18 protein-coding genes are annotated in these 16,676 nt (G+C 62.9%); 11 read left to right on the top strand and 7 right to left on the bottom strand.

All coding sequences use genetic code 11. The features are described 5' to 3' along the window. Position 1 precedes the first annotated feature (1 nt). A complete protein-coding gene (locus M0639_RS00530; protein WP_064073625.1) occupies positions 2-1,261 on the bottom strand; it encodes an MFS transporter in 1,260 nt (419 codons plus the stop codon). A 92-nt stretch (positions 1,262-1,353) separates the two neighbouring features. On the opposite strand from M0639_RS00530, the gene M0639_RS00525 reads away from it, so the two are divergent. From M0639_RS00525 to M0639_RS00505, 5 genes are all read left to right on the top strand, one after another. Further along, positions 1,354-1,542 carry a streptamidine-related RiPP repeat protein gene (locus tag M0639_RS00525; RefSeq protein WP_003943543.1) on the top strand — a complete coding sequence of 63 codons (189 nt, stop codon included), beginning with the start codon at positions 1,354-1,356 and terminating at the stop codon, positions 1,540-1,542. 94 nt (positions 1,543-1,636) lie between these two features. Continuing rightward, positions 1,637-2,449: a hypothetical protein gene (locus M0639_RS00520; RefSeq protein WP_042453280.1), complete on the top strand. Its 813-nt coding sequence runs from the start codon at positions 1,637-1,639 to the stop codon at positions 2,447-2,449. Then, positions 2,446-3,876 carry a CocE/NonD family hydrolase gene (locus tag M0639_RS00515; RefSeq protein WP_064073626.1) on the top strand — a complete coding sequence of 477 codons (1,431 nt, stop codon included), beginning with the start codon at positions 2,446-2,448 and terminating at the stop codon, positions 3,874-3,876. The genes M0639_RS00520 and M0639_RS00515 overlap by 4 nt, the downstream gene beginning before the upstream one ends. Then, positions 3,869-5,209 (top strand): YcaO-like family protein, encoded by a 1,341-nt coding sequence (locus tag M0639_RS00510; RefSeq protein ID WP_064073627.1) that lies wholly within the window; start codon positions 3,869-3,871, stop codon positions 5,207-5,209. Before M0639_RS00515 ends, M0639_RS00510 begins: the two co-directional genes overlap by 8 nt. After that, positions 5,206-6,498, top strand: coding sequence for a YcaO-like family protein (locus tag M0639_RS00505; protein ID WP_064073628.1), 1,293 nt, complete (start codon positions 5,206-5,208; stop codon positions 6,496-6,498). Before M0639_RS00510 ends, M0639_RS00505 begins: the two co-directional genes overlap by 4 nt. Here M0639_RS00505 and M0639_RS00500 read toward each other — a convergent pair. After that, positions 6,445-7,416 (bottom strand): saccharopine dehydrogenase family protein, encoded by a 972-nt coding sequence (locus M0639_RS00500; protein ID WP_064073629.1) that lies wholly within the window; start codon positions 7,414-7,416, stop codon positions 6,445-6,447. The genes M0639_RS00505 and M0639_RS00500 overlap by 54 nt on opposite strands. Before the next feature lie 51 nt (positions 7,417-7,467). Here M0639_RS00500 and M0639_RS00495 point away from each other — a divergent pair, with 51 nt between their 5' ends. Then, on the top strand, positions 7,468-8,094 hold the full coding sequence (locus M0639_RS00495; RefSeq protein ID WP_003943606.1) for a TetR/AcrR family transcriptional regulator: 627 nt from the start codon (positions 7,468-7,470) through the stop codon (positions 8,092-8,094). 6 nt (positions 8,095-8,100) lie between these two features. Here M0639_RS00495 and M0639_RS00490 read toward each other — a convergent pair whose 3' ends face one another. The 3 genes from M0639_RS00490 to M0639_RS00480 form a co-directional block, all read right to left on the bottom strand. Beyond that, the gene (locus M0639_RS00490) at positions 8,101-8,541 is read right to left on the bottom strand and encodes a PAS domain S-box protein (RefSeq protein WP_003943598.1); all 441 of its coding nucleotides are present in this window, start codon (positions 8,539-8,541) and stop codon (positions 8,101-8,103) included. A gap of 111 nt (positions 8,542-8,652) precedes the next feature. Beyond that, positions 8,653-9,393, bottom strand: coding sequence for an ABC transporter ATP-binding protein (locus M0639_RS00485; RefSeq protein ID WP_007735886.1), 741 nt, complete (start codon positions 9,391-9,393; stop codon positions 8,653-8,655). Further along, positions 9,390-10,436 carry an ABC transporter permease gene (locus M0639_RS00480; RefSeq protein WP_039973533.1) on the bottom strand — a complete coding sequence of 349 codons (1,047 nt, stop codon included), beginning with the start codon at positions 10,434-10,436 and terminating at the stop codon, positions 9,390-9,392. The genes M0639_RS00485 and M0639_RS00480 overlap by 4 nt, the downstream gene beginning before the upstream one ends. Positions 10,437-10,550: 114 nt before the next feature. On the opposite strand from M0639_RS00480, the gene M0639_RS00475 reads away from it, so the two are divergent. The 4 genes from M0639_RS00475 (at position 10,551) to M0639_RS00460 (ending at position 14,658) form a co-directional block, all read left to right on the top strand. After that, on the top strand, positions 10,551-11,753 hold the full coding sequence (locus M0639_RS00475; RefSeq protein ID WP_064073630.1) for a sensor histidine kinase: 1,203 nt from the start codon (positions 10,551-10,553) through the stop codon (positions 11,751-11,753). Continuing rightward, positions 11,750-12,367, top strand: a complete 618-nt coding sequence (locus M0639_RS00470; protein WP_003943536.1) for a response regulator — start codon at positions 11,750-11,752, stop codon at positions 12,365-12,367. Before M0639_RS00475 ends, M0639_RS00470 begins: the two co-directional genes overlap by 4 nt. Positions 12,368-12,459: 92 nt before the next feature. Next, on the top strand, positions 12,460-13,698 hold the full coding sequence (locus tag M0639_RS00465) for an HNH endonuclease signature motif containing protein (protein ID WP_064073631.1): 1,239 nt from the start codon (positions 12,460-12,462) through the stop codon (positions 13,696-13,698). Between the two features lie 144 nt (positions 13,699-13,842). Continuing rightward, positions 13,843-14,658 (top strand): siderophore-interacting protein, encoded by an 816-nt coding sequence (locus M0639_RS00460; protein ID WP_064073632.1) that lies wholly within the window; start codon positions 13,843-13,845, stop codon positions 14,656-14,658. Between the two features lie 9 nt (positions 14,659-14,667). On the opposite strand, the gene M0639_RS00455 is transcribed toward M0639_RS00460, so the two are convergent. After that, positions 14,668-15,096, bottom strand: a complete 429-nt coding sequence (locus M0639_RS00455; RefSeq protein ID WP_231915078.1) for a hypothetical protein — start codon at positions 15,094-15,096, stop codon at positions 14,668-14,670. A 115-nt stretch (positions 15,097-15,211) separates the two neighbouring features. Here M0639_RS00455 and M0639_RS00450 point away from each other — a divergent pair, with 115 nt between their 5' ends. After that, positions 15,212-16,168 carry a proline dehydrogenase family protein gene (locus M0639_RS00450; RefSeq protein WP_064073633.1) on the top strand — a complete coding sequence of 319 codons (957 nt, stop codon included), beginning with the start codon at positions 15,212-15,214 and terminating at the stop codon, positions 16,166-16,168. A gap of 61 nt (positions 16,169-16,229) precedes the next feature. On the opposite strand, the gene M0639_RS00445 is transcribed toward M0639_RS00450, so the two are convergent. Beyond that, a complete protein-coding gene (locus tag M0639_RS00445; RefSeq protein ID WP_003943564.1) occupies positions 16,230-16,673 on the bottom strand; it encodes an SRPBCC family protein in 444 nt (147 codons plus the stop codon). Positions 16,674-16,676 lie beyond the last annotated feature (3 nt).

Genomic DNA, 16,676 nt, shown 5'->3' with positions numbered 1-16,676 from the left:
CTCATCTGTGCGGGTAAGGGTCGGTCCGCAGCGCGCTCGCCCACGCGAAGAGCGCCCCGACCAGCGCAAAGATGCACGCAACGAGGTAGGCGGTGCCGATGTCCCAGCGTCCTGCGATTGCCCCGGCAATCAAGGCGCCGACCGGCGAACCACCCCAGGCGACCATCCTCGCCGTGGTGTTCACGCGCCCCTGCAGACGATCCGGAGTCAGGCGCTGACGTGCACCGATGCCATTGAGGATGGTGACGGTCGCACAGCCGGAGTAGACGACGAGCGCCGTGATCGCGGCGCCGGTGTTGCCGGTTGTCGCAACGACGAACAGCACCACCGGGGCGATGGTCAGCGCCCCGACAGTGATCGCCCCGACCGGCCACTGCGCCGGTAGGCGTGGAAGCACGAGCGCCCCGACCACTCCACCCACGGAGACGGCCGTCCACACGGCGCCGATCATCGGACTCGACGTCGAAATCCCAAGCCTCTCGGATGCGTACACCACCAGGAGCGCCGTAACCGCACCCTGCGTCAGGGAATTGACGAAGCCGACGCCGGTCAAGGCTCGCAGAAGCGGCGACCGCCAGAGGAAGCTGAGGCCCTCGCGTATGTCACGCGCAATTCCGGTTCCCGACTTCTTCGGCGCCGCAGGAGTAATCGAAAACGAGGCTCCGATCGAGGCCATGGCCAGCCCGGCCAGTACGTAAGCCAGTGCATCAGCACCCAATGCGTAGGCCGGGCCGATCGAGGCCACAAGCACGCCGGCTATCGCCGGAAAGACAACATCGATCAGCGTGCTGGACGTCCACAGCGCGCTGTTGGCCGCCGGTATCCTCTGCCGACCGACCAGAGCAGGCAGCGCTCCGAAAGCAGCGGCGTCGAACCACACGAAACACGTTCCGATGCACATCGATACGCCGACGGAATGCCACGCCGTCAATACGCCGAGTGCCTGCGCTGCCGGAATACTCGCCAAAGCAAGTGCAGCTACGGCCTGCGCACACAGGATGACCGTCCGCCGGTTGACTCGGTCTGCCACGGCGCCGGCGAACAAGCCGAACACGATATACGGCAGAACCGTCCCCGCAGCCGCGAGCGAGGTGAGAAACGGAGACCGGCTGATGTCGAACACCAGGATCGGCATGGCCACTCCGGTGACCGCCGCACCGGCTACGGCAATCGTACGAGCCGTGAAGAACAATCGAAACGATCTGTCCCGAAAGACATGTGGTTGCGCTTCGACGGATCCCGTCGTCGGGGTCTCGCTCATGTATGCACTCTCTTGTACCTGTTGCTCTCCGTGGCGATCTTTCGTACGGTGGCATCGTAATGGAAATGGTTTCCATTACGGAAGGGATGACAATGAGCAACATTTCGTTCGACAGCGTCTCCAACTCGGCTCCGGCCAATGCACTCCAGGGCGTCGGCACCAACGCTCTCGTCGACAACCCGTTCACCTTCGAGCCGGTTGCCGAGGCAACGTCCGCACACGCCCTGCAGGGTGTGGGCACCAACGCCCTCGTCGACAACCCGTTCAGCTTCCAGAGCTGAAACCTCCCCTGATCCAGACTGTTTCGACAGTCTGATCAGCCGATGACCCCGCCCGCATCCGACTCGTCGGGTGCGGGCACCGACAAGGAGATCCGTGTACGCCCTCGCCGACGGACACCAGCTGTATCCGACCCCGGACGGTGTTTGGCATTACCTGACACCGGACGAGAACGCGGTCACGATCGGCGCGCCGGCCGAAGACCTCGCGGAACTCGACAACTTTCTCAGGCGCTCTGGTTCGGTGCTCGGCCCGGGAGCTATCGAGATCGCCGACGCCCTCGTCTCTCGCGGCGTGCTGGCTGTTCCAGGTCAAGTGCCAGAGATTCCGCGCCCACAGCGTGTGCTGATGGACGGGATCGGGCCCGTTGCCGATGCTTGCATCGCCCTGCTCTCCAAGGCTCTTCCGCATCTCGAGGTCGTATCCACCACTGCGCCAATCGAAGACGATGTTGCGTCGTCGGACCTCGTACTGTCGGTTGCCGACGCTCCTCCTCACGACGCGTGGTCGGAACTCGATACCTGGTGCCGCCACAGCCGAACTCCGTGGCAACGCGTCCACACGGAGCTGGGTGAGATCTGCATCGGTCCCTTCTTCGACGGCATCGACAGCGCAAGCTACCGGGACGTCTGCGGTCGACGGCTTGCTGCGTCGCGCGTCCCGGATCATCTGCAGGCACTGTGGAATCACCTCGCCGGCAGCGAACCTCGCCCGCTCGAACTTTCACCCACCGCAGCCGCAATGGCCAGTGCGCTTGCATGTTCGGACGTCGTGGCTGGTGTGCATGGCGCACCGCCATCACACCTTCACCACCAGATCCGGATGAATCCGCGAACCCTCATGATGACTCGCCATCCCGTGCTACCACTGCCCGGCGGCGTTCTCGAACCCGCGCCGACGCTCCGGTGATCTCACTCGGCGTGAAGATCCCGGCAGCAGACGGTTCTTCGTTGGCTACGGATGTGCTTCTCCCACCGGATTCTTCACCGCGGGGACTGATCGTGATCCGCACCCCGTACGGGCGTGGATGGCATCTGGCGGAGGGGATCGAATGGCGATCACGAGGAATTGCATTCATCTCGCAGGACGTACGCGGACGGCACGATTCCACCGGCTCTTGGGTACCGTACGTCCACGAGCGCGAGGACGCCGCCGCCCTGGCCGAGTGGCTGCAGGATCAGCCGTGGACACCGGAGTGCGTCATCGCGAGCGGGGCTTCGTATGCGGCCGGAACCGCCTGGGCATTTGCTGCCGAGACCAACAGCGCCGATCGGTCATTTCGTGTAGACGGCGTCGTCTCCAAGGTGCCGACCATCGGAAGCGACCGCGTCAAACGTGATCCCTCGGGGATACTCCTCCTCGCCGAGCATCTGGCGTGGTGGGGCGAGCACGGAGATTCGTCTTCCTCCCGTGAGGGTTTCATCCCTGAACTGATGCGTTCGGATTCAGCTTTGCTGGAACACCTCCCGGTGCAGTCGATGATCGAGAAAGTCGGTCTGACCTCCGATTCACCGGGCTGGTTGACGCCGATCCTTCGCGCTCGTAAACGCGAAGACTTCGGTGGCGATGATCTGGTGTCCGCGGACGAACTCTCCGAACTCGACATCGCCGGGCTGCACATCGGCGGTTGGGACGATGCGATGATTCGGGAGACACTGCGGCACTTCACGTCCGTGGGGCGCGGGCCGCAGAGTTTGATCGTGGGCCCCTGGGCGCACGACCTCCGCCCGGGAAGGGTCGGCGAGACAAGTTTCGGCCGCCTTCAGGTCGAGTGGATGGAATCGGTATTCGCTGCGCGGCCCCTGACCATCAATCGGGTATTCGACCGGGGTGTCGGCGAATGGTCGACCGAACCGTTTGTCACGGGTGCGAATCGCGTTCATCTCGAACCAGATCGGAAGGATGCGGCCTACAGCTTCCTGTATGACGCCTTACGGGACCGAAACAACTGTGTTGTCTTGACTTTCGATATCAAGCACGACTCCGTACTCTCCGGAACACCATCGGTGGAGCTGAAAGTGTATTCACCCGAGGGCGAAGCCGATTGGATCGCCGAACTGAGCGTCGTCGATCCCGCTGGAGTTACCAGATCGATCGCACGGGGCGCGGGTGTCAGCCTGCAGCCGACGATGGTGACCATCGATCTGGATCCCGTGTTGCACACTGTGCGCGCGGGTGATGTCTTGACGCTGCGGATCGCCGGCTCGGACTTCCCACGACTCGCACGCAATCTCGGAGACGGTGATCGCTATCGAGGAACACGCAGTACCGCACTGCACCAATCATTTTCCGGGTCGTTGACCCTGCCGATACTCGGAGGAACTGCCGGTGGATGACTTGCTGGTCGACGCCCGGAGCGGCGTGCTGACCTCACTGGAACCACACATTCGCTCGGACATGCCGACAGGCTGGGTCGGTTGGGCCGCGAGGGTGGCCGACACCAGAAACTTCGGCGGCAGCGGTTCACTGTTTCGCGCGGACCCTTACGGATTCGGGGCTTCGATACGCGACGATGCAGCAGCTCGCGGGGCGGCGACCGGTGAGGCCGTCGAAAGATATTGCGGCAACGTGGTCCCCGAGGATCTGGTCCGCAGCAGTGCATCAGCGCTGGAACTGGCCGGCTCACGGGTCGTCGATCCCGCTGAATTTGCGTTGTACAGCGAGGATCAGTACCGCCTTCCCGGATTCCCCTTTGTTCCCTTCACCTCTGATCTGAACATTCGCTGGGCATTGGGTCACACCATGGACGAAAAGGTGCCCACCTACGTGCCTGCGGCCCTGACTTATCTCGGGTACTACACAGGCACCCGTCGCTGCGAGCCACCGATCGCGTCGTTGCAGTACGCCGGAATCGCAGCGGGACGCTCACGCGACGAGGCCGAGATGTCAGCTCTGCTGGAACTTCTCGAACGCGATGCCACCGCGCTGTGGTGGTGCGGGGACCGGTCACAGCCGGCGATCGAGCTTTCCGACTGGGAGCGGTTGCCTGCGCACCGCCAACTCGGGGATCTGGAGAGCCAGACCCGGAGCGTTCGAGTGCTTCTGCTTCCCTCCCCCTTCGGCATTCCCGTCGCCGCAGCGTGGATCCGCGATGACCGACGTGGACTGGTCGCGCTGGGCACAGCTTGTCGACCGACGGTGGAGGCGGCAGTCTCGAAGGCGCTTGTCGAGGCGTGTGCCGTACTTGCCATCACGATCGACCTCGCCGACCCCGACGGGCCGACCTGGCGCAGCGTGGCGGACGGAACGCTGCCGGCGCACCTGTACAAACCCTTTCGGGCCGACCGTCGTTACCGGGACGAGTTCGATCCGCAATGGAAAGACGTCGTCGATCTGCCGACCGTTGCCCAGCTTTATCTTGATCCCACGATGGCCCTGGCCGCGGAGGAACATCTCTTCGACTACACCGAAACACTCTCGGTATCAAAGATTCCCGACGAAGCGCCGTTGGATCTGGCTTCTCTCGTAGCGCTTCTGACGTCACGGGGACACCAGCCGATTTCCGTCGATCTCACCACCGGCGACATCTCGATTGCCGGGTTGCACGTCGTCCGCATCCTGACTCCGGGCCTGTACAACAACGCCCCGGCAGCCTTTCCCCTTCTTGGAGGTAGCAGATTGACCAGCGCATCGACCACCCATCTGCATCTGCCGGTCCCCCTCGCATGACATCTTCGCTCGTCGACCGCCGAACTGGGATCATTCGAGAGCTGGTCGACGCCGTTGTTCCCCAGCACTTTCCGCCCGAGTTCAAGCTGATTCACTCGTATGTCAGTGATTCAGCACGCTTTACACCCTGGTCCAGTGACTCGGCCGGCGCCGGATATTGCTTCGATCTGGGTGACCGTGCGCGGCCTACCGCAGCTGCGATAGGCGAAGCGGTGGAACGGTATTGCGGCAACATCGTCGCCAAACCGATCGTCCGCGGGTCCGCCGAAGCGTTGATCGGAGCAAGCATCGAGCTGTCACAACTCGCGCGTTTCGACGCTGCCCAGTACGCGCGGCCACAGTTCCCGTTCGTCGAACCAACCGACGATCTGGAGATGGACTGGACTCGCGGAGCCGACCTGATCACGGGTTCGGATATCTGGGTACCGGCCGAACTCGTCTGGGGTTCGTATCCTCATTTCGTCGCCCGGACGGGTCCGGCGATCTCTCCGGTGGCTCAGGCGGGTCTCGCCGCCGGTCCCACGACGGAATTCGCGATACGGAATGCACTGCGCGAGATAGTCGAGCGCGACGCGATGACGTTGTCCTGGACCGGAAGACGCGGCGTTCGGATCGTCACCGGCATTCCCGAGGTGCTTCGGCGACTGGGGAATCACGGCACCCTCTCGACCAGGTGGTTGTCATTCGACAGCGATTTCGGGATCCCGGTGCTCGGCGCCCTCGTCCACGACGGACTCACCGGATACTCGACCATCGGTACCGCCTGCCACGAAGAAGCGCAGACGGCTGCGTTCAAGTCACTCGGCGAAGCGCTTCAGCTGCAGCTGCTTTCCGCCGACTACGACAACCCGGAGAGCGGCATCGGTCGAGCCGCGGCCTCCCCGACCAGTCCGCTTGCGCCGTGGCGAGCTGACCGAAGCTACGCAGGCGCCTACCGATCGGATTTTGCCGACGTGATGGACTACGGATGCCACTTGCAACTTCACCTGGACCCGGAGATCCAAGCACGATTCGAGAGTGAGCTGGTCGGTGCCGTCGTCGGCGAGGTGGGACTCGACTCTCTGACATCAGCCGCCGGCACCGAAAGCGCTCTGACGGCAGCCGGTTTCCGGCCGGCATGGGTCGATCTCACCACAACTGATGTTCTCCACGCCGGCCTGCACGTCGTCCGCGTCGTCGTACCCGGTTGTCTCACCAATGCGGCCGCCGGATTGCCGTTTCTCGGCTCGCCCCGACTAGTGGACTGTCTTGCCGGACGATCGGCTCGCACCATCCCATTGCCGCACTGACAGTTCGGGAACCGCCGCTTGCAACGACTCGGTGGTTTCCACCGCGTGGAACCACGTCGGCTTCGAGATCGCGGCATCCCGAATCACCTGCACGGCGCGCGCGGCGATAGCTGCCGTCGCGACCGACTGGCTACGCCCCGAAACCCACAGCGCCGGGCCGGCATCCGCTCGGGCCATCGCTACCCAACGATCCGAGCCCCACAGCTTCTTCGGCACGACCTTCTGTAGCGCGGGTGCCCACGTCATGGCCGCAAGTCCGAGCGTCGCGGTGGACGTGTCCAATCGCAGGTACGTCCTGACCGGAACACCGAGGTCTCGCGTCAACGCATGCTGGTCCGAAAAGTCGGCCCGCACAGCAGGACCGGTGCGGTAGCCGGTCACATCGGCCGGTATTCGAAACGTCTCCATCCCGGTGTAGTTGCGGACCGATCGTCCGTCGGGATCAGGAAACCTCGTGCCCAACATCCCGTACGTCCACGCCGTTGCGGCCGGCCCGTGTAGTTCTCCACCGCCGAGGCCGATCAGGATGTCCACGGGTCGGTCGCCGAGTCGATGCGCCTCGGTTGCAAGGACACTGGTCAATCCCGGCGCCAACCCGACGCCCATCAGAACGGGTCCGTCGACCGCTTCCAATTCTTCGCAGTAGCTCGAGGTCGCCGTGATGTCGACGAATGCCGCCCCACCGCGTACCGCTTCGTCTGCCAGGCCAACGTCCTCGAAACCCGACGCATTCACCACCACATCGAAGTCTCGAACCACAGTCGAATACGCGCCTGGTTCTTTAAGATCAACGACGACGTCCGCGCGGGCAGGATCACGGCCGGCGGAGTACGCGGAGATTTCGGGGACCTTCGCGAGTTGTTTCATCAGGGGAATCCCGACGGCACCGTAGCCACCGAGTACAAGAACCTTCGTCATTATTTCGCCTCCCGAGTCGCTAGAGTTCGACTCTAGAGTTAAACTCTAATCATGACTGAGGTTCTTCGGGAAGACACGTCGGCGCGGCGCAAGATCATCGAGGCAGCGCGTGAGGTTTTTGTCGATCCCGGCTACGCGGCCGCCACGATCAAGCAGCTTGCCGCGGCGGCGGGCGTGTCGGTGCAGAGTGTCTATTTCGTGTTCGGCAACAAGCCGAGCGTGCTGTCAGCACTACTCGACGTGGCCGTTGCGGGCGACGAGGAAAAGACGGCAACTCTCGACCGTCCGTGGGTGGCGGCAGCACTCGGCGCCCCACATCCACTCGGGCAACTCCGGATTCAGGTTCACCACGGACGGCTCATTCTGGAACGCACCGCAGACATCCTGCTGGCACTGCGGGCCGCCGCTTCCGCCGACGAGGACGCCGCCCGTCTGTGGCAAATCAACCGCACTCAGAGACGCACGGTGCAGGAACATCTGATGGTCGGCATCGTCGAAAAAGCGCCAACCGTCGACCTCGAAACAGCCGTGAACGTCGCACTCACGCTGCTCAGTCCCGAGACCTACACAGACCTCGTGGTCGGCGCGGGTTGGACCGGCCAACAGTACGAAGAATGGGTGGTCAACACCCTTGCCGCCACCCTCGGTCTGGACCGAACCGTCAAATCCCGGAAGTAGCTGGGATTACTTGGTGGGCTTGTCGTCGATGTGCCGTGGGTTGTTCCACAGGCGCTCCGTCAGATCGTGGAGGACGGCAAGGGTGATCGTGTCGTCGTCCCGTCGGAGCAGAGACTGACTGACCGTCGCGCGCACCAACGTGGAGTCGGAGTGCACGAACTCCTTGACCGAGCCCGGCTCGGAACTCAGTTCACGATGGGCCTGCTCTGCACTGACGTCGTCGGCATCCTTGTCGTAGAGGATGTCCTGCAAACGCAACGCCGAGACGGCCTTCTTGGGATATCCCAGCATGTCAGCGAAGGACGGATTGGCAAAAACGATGCTGCCGTCGCGGTGAACGGCCATGACCGGCACCGGAAGCCTGTCGAGGAGAATCAGGGCAGGCATCTGCTCCAGATCCGCAATCGGCGATTGTGGCGGCTGCGCAACGTTGCGGCGGCGTTCCATAACACGTCCTCTCAAGTTGCCCGAGTCGACAACAGTCTAACTGCCCAGCAAATCGCGGGTTGACTTCCCGCCCGGATGCAGTGACGAATGCCCGAATCGTGCCCGCCTGAGTCACGCCGCGAGCGCCTCCTGATCCTCCGCCAAGGAACCGTCAACAACACGATAGACAGTATCCATCCGAGACAGGTGACTTCGGTCGTGTGTCACGAGAAGGGTTGCCGCCTCGCGTTCCCGCACCACCCCGATGATCAGATCCATGACAGCGGCACCGCGCTCCTGATCGAGCGCACTCGTGGGCTCGTCGACCACGAGAAGCTGCGGATCGTTCATCAATGCTCGCGCGAGATTGACGCGCTGTCGCTGTCCGCCCGACAGCTGGGACGGCCGTTTTCCGCTCTGATCCGCGAGCCCGACAGCGTCCAGCAAATCCATCGCTTTTGATTTCACGGCCTTGCGACGGGTCCGTGACGTGAACACGGACTGCCCCAGATGCGCCATCACCTCGAGCTGCTCCAGTGCAGTCAGCGAAGACACGAGGTTCGACTGTTGGAAGACGATGCCGATCGACGAGCGTCGCAGCTCCGACGCCGCCCGCCGACTCAGCGCAGCGATGTCGGTGCTGCCTTCCGGCGTCCGGAGATAGACGTGCCCGGAATCCGGACGGATCAGCGTCGACGCCACCGCCAACAGGCTGGACTTGCCCGAACCCGAGGGCCCGGTGATCGCGGCGATCTCGCCGCGGTGCAGTCGCAGAGACACGTCGTCCAGCGCCGTCACCCGCGATTGCCCATCGGGAAACGTCAGATCGACGTTCTGGATGTCGAGAACTGTGGTGCCGGTTGTCATGGTCATCGTGCGCTCCCCAATGCTGTGAGTGGATCGGTGGTCGAGAGGAATCGAAGTGCAAAGGCCGCGCCGAGCAGACCGAGCCCGATCAATGCCACGGCAGGTACGACGGTGGTGGATGCGTCCAGGACAAACGGCATGGCGTCACCGATCAGCGATCCGGCCACGGCCGTCAGCCCGATTCCGACGGTGACACCGGCAATCAGAACGATGAGCGCCTGACCCAGTGCGTCGCGCACCAGCGAACCGGTAGTCGCACCGAGCGCTTTCAGCGTCGCGATGTCCGGAGTTCGCTGGATCGTCCACACCGTGAAGAACGCACCGATCACCAAGGCTGAGATCGCGAACAACATGAGCGTCATCAACGTCAACGACCCGTTCTCCGACTTGTACGAACCGATCGCGTCGAGCGAACCGCTGACCGTCGTCGACGTCGTCGCAGCCGCCTTGTCCGTTGCGGAAGCGTCGGAGGCTCCGGTGACAGCCAGTACTGTCGCAACTCCGCCGCGCGGATTGGCCGCCTGCCAGTCGTCGAGCGTCATCCAGACGACGGGCGAATGGCTGTACCAGTCGTCACCGCGAACGGCGCTGACGGTGAACTGCTGCGTACCGACACTCACCTGATCGCCGGCGCCCGCCCCCAGATCGCGAGCGGCACCTTCGCTCAACACCACCGTGCCTGACGCCGACGGCGTCACGTCACCGAAACCGCCATCAGCGCCGAACAGGGCCACCGACTTCTGATTTCCGTCGGCCAATCCCGCTTTCCCGCGACCGATTCCGATGGGATCGACGTCCTTCGACGTGGAGGTCCAAGCGTTGACCTGGTCCTGCGTGAGCGCCGACTCGTCGAACGACGCCCCGGCTCCGGTGTCGGCGAACACCACCGTGTCGGCATTCATGGCCTCGATGGCCGACACGTTCTGATGGCGAAGTCCTGCAGTCAACCCGCTGAGAAAACTGACCAGAAGTGCAACCAACAGAACCACGACGGAGATCAGCGCGAAACGACCTCGCGCTGCCCGTAAGTCCCTCATTGCGACAAACACTGTGAATTCCTTTCCTGTGCTTGCCTCTACGCTCTCGCGGATGCAGACTCTTTCCATCGCACCTCGGATCGACATTCCAGCGCTCGAAAGAACCATCCCGGTTTACAACTTTTGATGGATGAACGAGGCCCGAACCTCGCTAAGCTGGGCGAGATGCACCGATCTCCGCTCACGCCTGTCTTCGCCGGCCTACAACTGGGCCTGCATGTCCTTGTCATGGCGCTGGCCGGTGTGGTGTTTCTTCGAGCGCTGCTCGACGAATCCGACCTGACCGCAACAATCATCGCGTTGGCCGTGATCTTTGTTGCCGTCTATCTTTTCGGGGTCGCCAAAAGGCTGCGCGGCAACGCTGCCCGCTGGTGGCTGGCCGTGCTGACCCTCGTCTGGATCGCGACGATGGCGGTATCCGCCGACGCCGCCTACCTCGCGTTCGGACTCTTCTTCCTCTATCTCCATATTCTGCGACGCCCCTGGAGTCTTCTCGCCGTCACCGCGGCAACGGCTGTCGCCGTGGTCGGCACCGGCCTGCATCGTGGATGGACGATTGCCGGCGCCGTCGGCCCGATCATCGGCGCTGCCGTAGCGGTTGCAATCGGCCTCGGATATCAAGCGCTGTACCGCGAGGCAGCCGAGCGCGGTCGTCTCATCGACGAGTTGATGAATACTCGTGAAGAATTGGCGTCGACGTCTCGCGACGCCGGAAAATTCGCGGAACGTGAAAGACTCGCCGCCGAGATTCACGACACCGTGGCCCAGGGACTTTCGAGCATCCAGATGCTCCTTCACGCTGCCGAACGCGCCGATCCGGACAGCCCGGCCATCCGTCAGATCAGCCTCGCACGGGAAACTGCCGCGGACAGTCTTGCCGAAACCCGCCAACTCATAGCCGAATTGACGCCCGCGGCCTTGGACGGTCAGTCGCTCGCCGACGCGCTTCGTCGAATCTGCGAACGCGCGAGCAGTCCTGAACTGGAAGCGCGCTCCGTGGTCGAAGGCGAGGCAGTGCGGCTGCCGATGCCCCTCGAAGCAACATTGGTACGCATCGCTCAGGGCGCGGTGTCCAATGTTCTCCGCCATGCCGATGCAACCAGAATGGCTGTGACACTGACCTATTCCGATGACACCGTCAGCCTCGACGTGGTCGACAACGGTCACGGTTTCGACGTGGCAGTTCTCGAACGTGGCCCGGCGGAATCTTTCGGCCTCAATGCAATTCGCCGGCGCGTCGAACTGCAGGGCGGGACTTTCTCCATCGAGTCCGAGCCGGGACACACGGCCGTCGCAGTGACGTTTCCTCTCGAAGTCGGCGAACCGTGATCCGCCTGCTGCTCGCCGACGATCACGCGATCGTGCGCGCCGGGCTACGAGCGCTGCTCGAAAGCGAAGCCGACATCGAGGTAGTCGGCGAAGCGGGCACCGCCGAGGAAGCCATAGCCTTCTGCGCCACCACGCCGGTCGACCTCGTGCTCATGGACCTGCGATTCGGCCCCGGGAAGACGGGCGTCGACGCCACCCGCGCGGTGTGCGCGCTGCCGAATCCGCCGCACGTACTCGTCGTGACCAACTACGACACGGATGCAGACATCTTGAGCGCTGTCGAGGCCGGGGCCAGCGGGTACCTACTCAAGGACACACCACCGGTCGAGTTGCTGTCAGCCGTCCGCGCCGCTGCGAGCGGGGACAGCGTTCTCTCCCCCGCCATCGCGTCGAAGCTCATGACTCGGGTACGCAAACCCGAAACCAGCCTCAGCCCAAGGGAAATCGAAGTTCTGAAGTTGGTGGCGGCGGGTCGCTCCAACCGAGAGATCGGCAAAGAACTGTTCCTGAGTGAGACCACGGTCAAGTCGCACCTGGTTCACATCTTCGGCAAGTTGGGAGTGAAGTCGCGGACGTCGGCGGTAGCTCGTGCGCGCGAGTTGGGTTCAATCTGACATTTGCCCGAATTGTCGAAAGTAGCTGGACAGCAGCAATTTTCGCCTGCGATTCTCTTGTGTTCGAAACTTTGTTCGATTAGACTTTTAGCATGGACAGTCGGGAAGCGTGGCAACTGGATGGCGAGGACCTCAAGAGTGAGGTTCTGGATCTGGTGCGTGTCCGGCACGAGTTGCAGTCGCGGATGGTGTTGCTGATCGTGGAGATGTTTTCCCGGGAGGTTCTCGGTGGGAAGGGTTTTCGGGCGATCGCGCAGTGGTTGCATGGTTCGACGAATCTGGAGATCGGTGAGTGCAGTCTGCTGGTCGGGTTGGCGCGGTTGTTGATGCTCGAACCTGTTGTCGCGGATGCGTTTCACCGTGGTGATGTGGATGCGTTGAAGGCGCGGCAGGTTGCGTCGTTTTGTCAGCATCCGCCGAAGAACATGACCCTGGCAGATGTGGACAAGGCTCGCGGGATTCTGTTGGGGTTGGCGTCGAAGAACATCGCTGATTGTGATGCGGTGCGGGCGGCGATCCGGCGGATCGAGAAGCAGTACGGCAAGCGTGAGGACGGTGTTCCGGTGGGTGAGGATTCGGAGCGCAACGAGTTCTATGCCTCGAAAGGTTTGTACGGGCGGGTGTCGGTGAAGGGTGATCTGGATGCTGTGAACGGGGCGCGTCTGATCACGTTGTTGTCGAGTCTGTCTGCTCCGACGCCGGAGAAGGACGGCGTCAAGGACACCCGTACGCCGGCGCTACGGCGGGCGGACGGGTTCTGCGAATTACTGCGGCGGTGCGAGCGGGCGGGGTTGGGTCCGATCGAAGGCGGGGTGAAACCGCACATCACGGTCACCGCGTCCGCGAAAGACATGACGGATCTGCAGGCTTTGAAAGACCTCCTGCCGTCGACGGAGGAACTCGGGTTCGCGTGGGCGGATTGGGTGGGCCCGATCAGCATCGACACCGCACGGATGTTGGCCTGCGACTGCACCGTGACGCGGATTTTGTTGGATGAGAACGGGGTTCCGCTCGACTGCGGCAAAGAAGCAAGGACCGCGACGGTACCCCAACGGCGGGCGTTGGCGGTTCGTGATGGTGGGTGCGCGTTTCCGGGGTGCGGAACGCCGTCGGGGTGGTGCGATGCCCATCATATTGTTCACTGGAACGATGGCGGCCCAACAGATCTCGACAATCTGATCTTGTTGTGCGGTCATCACCACCGGACGCTGCACCACACGGAGTGGCGGGTGGAGATCGGGCCGGATCGGAAATCGGTGTTCTATCCACCGATGTCGATCGATCCGTATCAACAGCCGATCGGTGGGAACAGCCCACCGACAGCGGCGTGAACCGACATAACTGAAAAGGCCAGCGTGTACACCAGGGAAGAATCATGCCCCGGGGCATACGCTGGCCTTTTCGGCTGCGCTCGATGTCCGTCTTGCGACAGCATCTGTCTCCACTTCGACACGCCGGACCCATAGGGTCGAGGCATGTCTTTCTGCGAACCCGCCCGCGTTGTCACCGTCACGTCCCTGACCCCGCACATGCGGCGAATCAGCATCGAGGCAGAAGGCGACTGGCACTGGCCGACCGGCGGACAAGGCGACGAGCGCATCGACCTCGCGTTCCCGAAACCCGGTGAAACAGAAGCAGAATACGACTACTTCAACAATCCCGACTACGGCAAGGCCGATCTCGGAACCGAGCCACCGTGGCGGCACTACACCGTGCGCAAGGTGCACGACGGCGGCCGACGTCTGGAAATCGACTTCGTCGTGCACCCTGGCGGTATTGCAGCGGATTGGGCCCTGCGGGCCGAACCAGGTCACCTACTAGGCGTCTTCTGGTCGGACAGTTCGCGGTCCCACTACCAAGCACCGGCGGGTCCTCGCTGGCAGCTGCTGGTCGCAGACGCCACGGGTCTCCCCGGACTGGGCAGGATTGTCGAAGAACTTCGTGAAGGCGATGTCGCACAGGCGATCATCGAGGTCGAAACCGAAGAGGATCGACAGGAATTTGTCACTCGCGGCGACGTCACGTACACGTGGCTCGTGGGGAGTGGCCTCGGAAAGGCGCCGAGCGCGCTGTTCGAAGCTGTGGAGAAGGTCGAGTTTCCCGAATCCGAAACGGCCGACGTCTACGCGTGGGTGGCGTGCGAAAGCGCAACCAGCCGTCGTATTCGCAAGCACCTGAGGGAAGTTCGAGGAATTGCTCGCGACAAGCACAATGTTGTCGGGTACTGGCGAGAGGGCGCCGACGGCCACGTTTCCGGCATGAACAGCGAGGAAGTCACCGTCGGCGCCTGAGCGCCGTGATCACTCTGCCGGCAGCGTGTCGGTAGATTCTGTGTGAGCCTGCTGCGCGTCAGCCGACTTTTCCGCCAGCATCTCGAACAGTGCTCGGCGTGCCTCGGCGAGAATTGCCTCGGCCTTGGCTACCTGCTCAGCGGTCCCACCTGCGGCTACCGCGACAGCGGCACCTCGGAGTAGGCCCATCGCGGGACGGAGCGCTGCGCCGGCTTCACCGAAACCCGGCCGACCGTGTCCGCGCTGGTCAGGTCGACCGAATCCGCGCTGGTCAAGTCGACCGCGCCGGCCTTCGGGGCGTCCTTCTGCTCGATCTTCGAAGCGACCCTCGGGTCGCTCTCCCTCGAATCCTCGACGGAAACCGTGTCCACGATGCGGGCCTCGGCGGCCATGCTCGCGACGTTCTTGCATTTCTGGGTTGTTGTGTGGGGCGTACATGTTGTCCTCCTGGACTGTCTGTGTTTATTTGACATATCGACGATATATCGACAATAGATCGAACGCAAGGGTTCGTAGAATAATTCCCGCACCCTCGTCCGGATACGCTGAAGCCGTGAACACGGATCTACAAGCCCAGGCCGCGGACGTCCTACGCCGCCTCGCACTCGACGAATCCCTGAAAGAACGCACCATGGCGGACGCCGCGACGGCAGCACTCGCACGGAAAGTCGCCGCTCGCTACATCGGCGGCGAAACCATCGACGACGCTTTCGACCGACTCCCCTCGATCTTCGCGCGAGGACACAAGGCGAGCATCGAATACACCGGGGAAAGCGTCCGGGATCCCGAACTCGCGAACGCCGAAACCGATGTGTTCGTGGAATTGGCGGAACGGATCGGAACGTCGGGCGTCGACAGCACCGTGTCGTTCGACCTCTCGCACATCGGCTTGGTCATCGATCCGGAGCAGTGCTTTCGCAATGTCGTGCGCCTGGCCGAGACCACGGAACGCGCAGGTGCCGAGCTGATCATCTCTGCCGAAGCGTCCGACCGCACCGACCTGGTCCTCGACATGCACGCGCGACTGGCCGAGCGCTTCACTCATGTGGGGATCACCGTTCAGGCCCGACTGCACCGCACGGCAAAGGATCTCGCCGCTCTGCTGGACCGACCCGGCCGCATCCGTCTCGTGAAGGGCGCCTTCCTCGAAGCCGAGTCCGTCGCCTACCCACGCGGTAGTGCCGAACTGCGCAGCGCGTATCTCGACTACGCAGCCCGAATCGTCGACTCGGGTCACCAGGTCTCCATCGCGACACATGACCGCGACATCCTCGAAGCACTACGCGCCGAACATGATTCGAAGCTCAGAGGCGAGCACGTCGAGTTCGAGATGCTGCTCGGCCTCGGTACCGAGCAGTTGGACGCCCTCCGAGCAGAGGGCTTCACCACACGCGAATACGTCATCTTCGGAACACAGTGGTGGCTGTACGTACTCAATCGCATCGCCGAAGAACCAGAGCGTGTCTACACCGCGCTCATCGACGCTGCGCTCATCAGCACTGCAAACTAGATCTCCAACAACACAAGTGGGGCCGCACTCGATTCGAGTGCAGCCCCACTTGTGTAAGTTTCTAGCTCTCCAGAAACGCCTTGATGCGCGCCAGAGTGGTTTCCATTCCGGTCTGCATCAGCTGATCTCGACCCCGACCGAGTAGGCCGCTACCCGACATCATGCGCACGTAAAGCGCTGGCGTCGCATAGATCTCACGAGTCTCGGTAAGCACGGTGCCCGTTCCCGAAGGCTCGAGCACAAAGGTCCACCGCGCTTTCGGCTCGTCCGATTCGAAGGAGAACCTCCGGCAGTCGACCACGTCGACCACCGTGCAGTGCGTGCTCCACCGAATCAGACCATGCTTGTTGGTGCCCTTGAACTTTGCACCCACAGTGCCCGGAGTTCCGGAAGTCCATGTTCCACCGGTGTTTTCAGGGCTGAAGCGACCCATACCTTCGATGTCGCTGACAACCTTCCACACCGATACCGGCGTTGCCTCGATGTACGCGCTGGCGGTTTCCACCCG

Origin of the sequence: Rhodococcus qingshengii JCM 15477, from assembly GCF_023221595.1 — a bacterium.
In the GTDB taxonomy this organism is placed as follows: Bacteria; Actinomycetota; Actinomycetes; order Mycobacteriales; family Mycobacteriaceae; genus Rhodococcus_F; species Rhodococcus_F qingshengii.
Note: the sequence above shows the minus strand (reverse complement) of the source record. Positions and strands in the feature narration are given on the sequence as shown.

Excerpts from the sequence above, each read along its gene's own strand:
- M0639_RS00530 (WP_064073625.1), bottom strand. The coding sequence starts at position 1,261 with ATGAGCGAGACCCCGACGACGGGATCCGTCGAAGCGCAACCACATGTC.
- M0639_RS00525 (WP_003943543.1), top strand. The coding sequence starts at position 1,354 with ATGAGCAACATTTCGTTCGACAGCGTCTCCAACTCGGCTCCGGCCAAT.
- M0639_RS00505 (WP_064073628.1), top strand. The coding sequence starts at position 5,206 with ATGACATCTTCGCTCGTCGACCGCCGAACTGGGATCATTCGAGAGCTG.
- M0639_RS00500 (WP_064073629.1), bottom strand. The coding sequence starts at position 7,416 with ATGACGAAGGTTCTTGTACTCGGTGGCTACGGTGCCGTCGGGATTCCC.
- M0639_RS00495 (WP_003943606.1), top strand. The coding sequence starts at position 7,468 with ATGACTGAGGTTCTTCGGGAAGACACGTCGGCGCGGCGCAAGATCATC.
- M0639_RS00490 (WP_003943598.1), bottom strand. The coding sequence starts at position 8,541 with ATGGAACGCCGCCGCAACGTTGCGCAGCCGCCACAATCGCCGATTGCG.
- M0639_RS00485 (WP_007735886.1), bottom strand. The coding sequence starts at position 9,393 with ATGACCATGACAACCGGCACCACAGTTCTCGACATCCAGAACGTCGAT.
- M0639_RS00475 (WP_064073630.1), top strand. The coding sequence starts at position 10,551 with ATGGATGAACGAGGCCCGAACCTCGCTAAGCTGGGCGAGATGCACCGA.
- M0639_RS00465 (WP_064073631.1), top strand. The coding sequence starts at position 12,460 with ATGGACAGTCGGGAAGCGTGGCAACTGGATGGCGAGGACCTCAAGAGT.
- M0639_RS00460 (WP_064073632.1), top strand. The coding sequence starts at position 13,843 with ATGTCTTTCTGCGAACCCGCCCGCGTTGTCACCGTCACGTCCCTGACC.
- M0639_RS00455 (WP_231915078.1), bottom strand. The coding sequence starts at position 15,096 with ATGTACGCCCCACACAACAACCCAGAAATGCAAGAACGTCGCGAGCAT.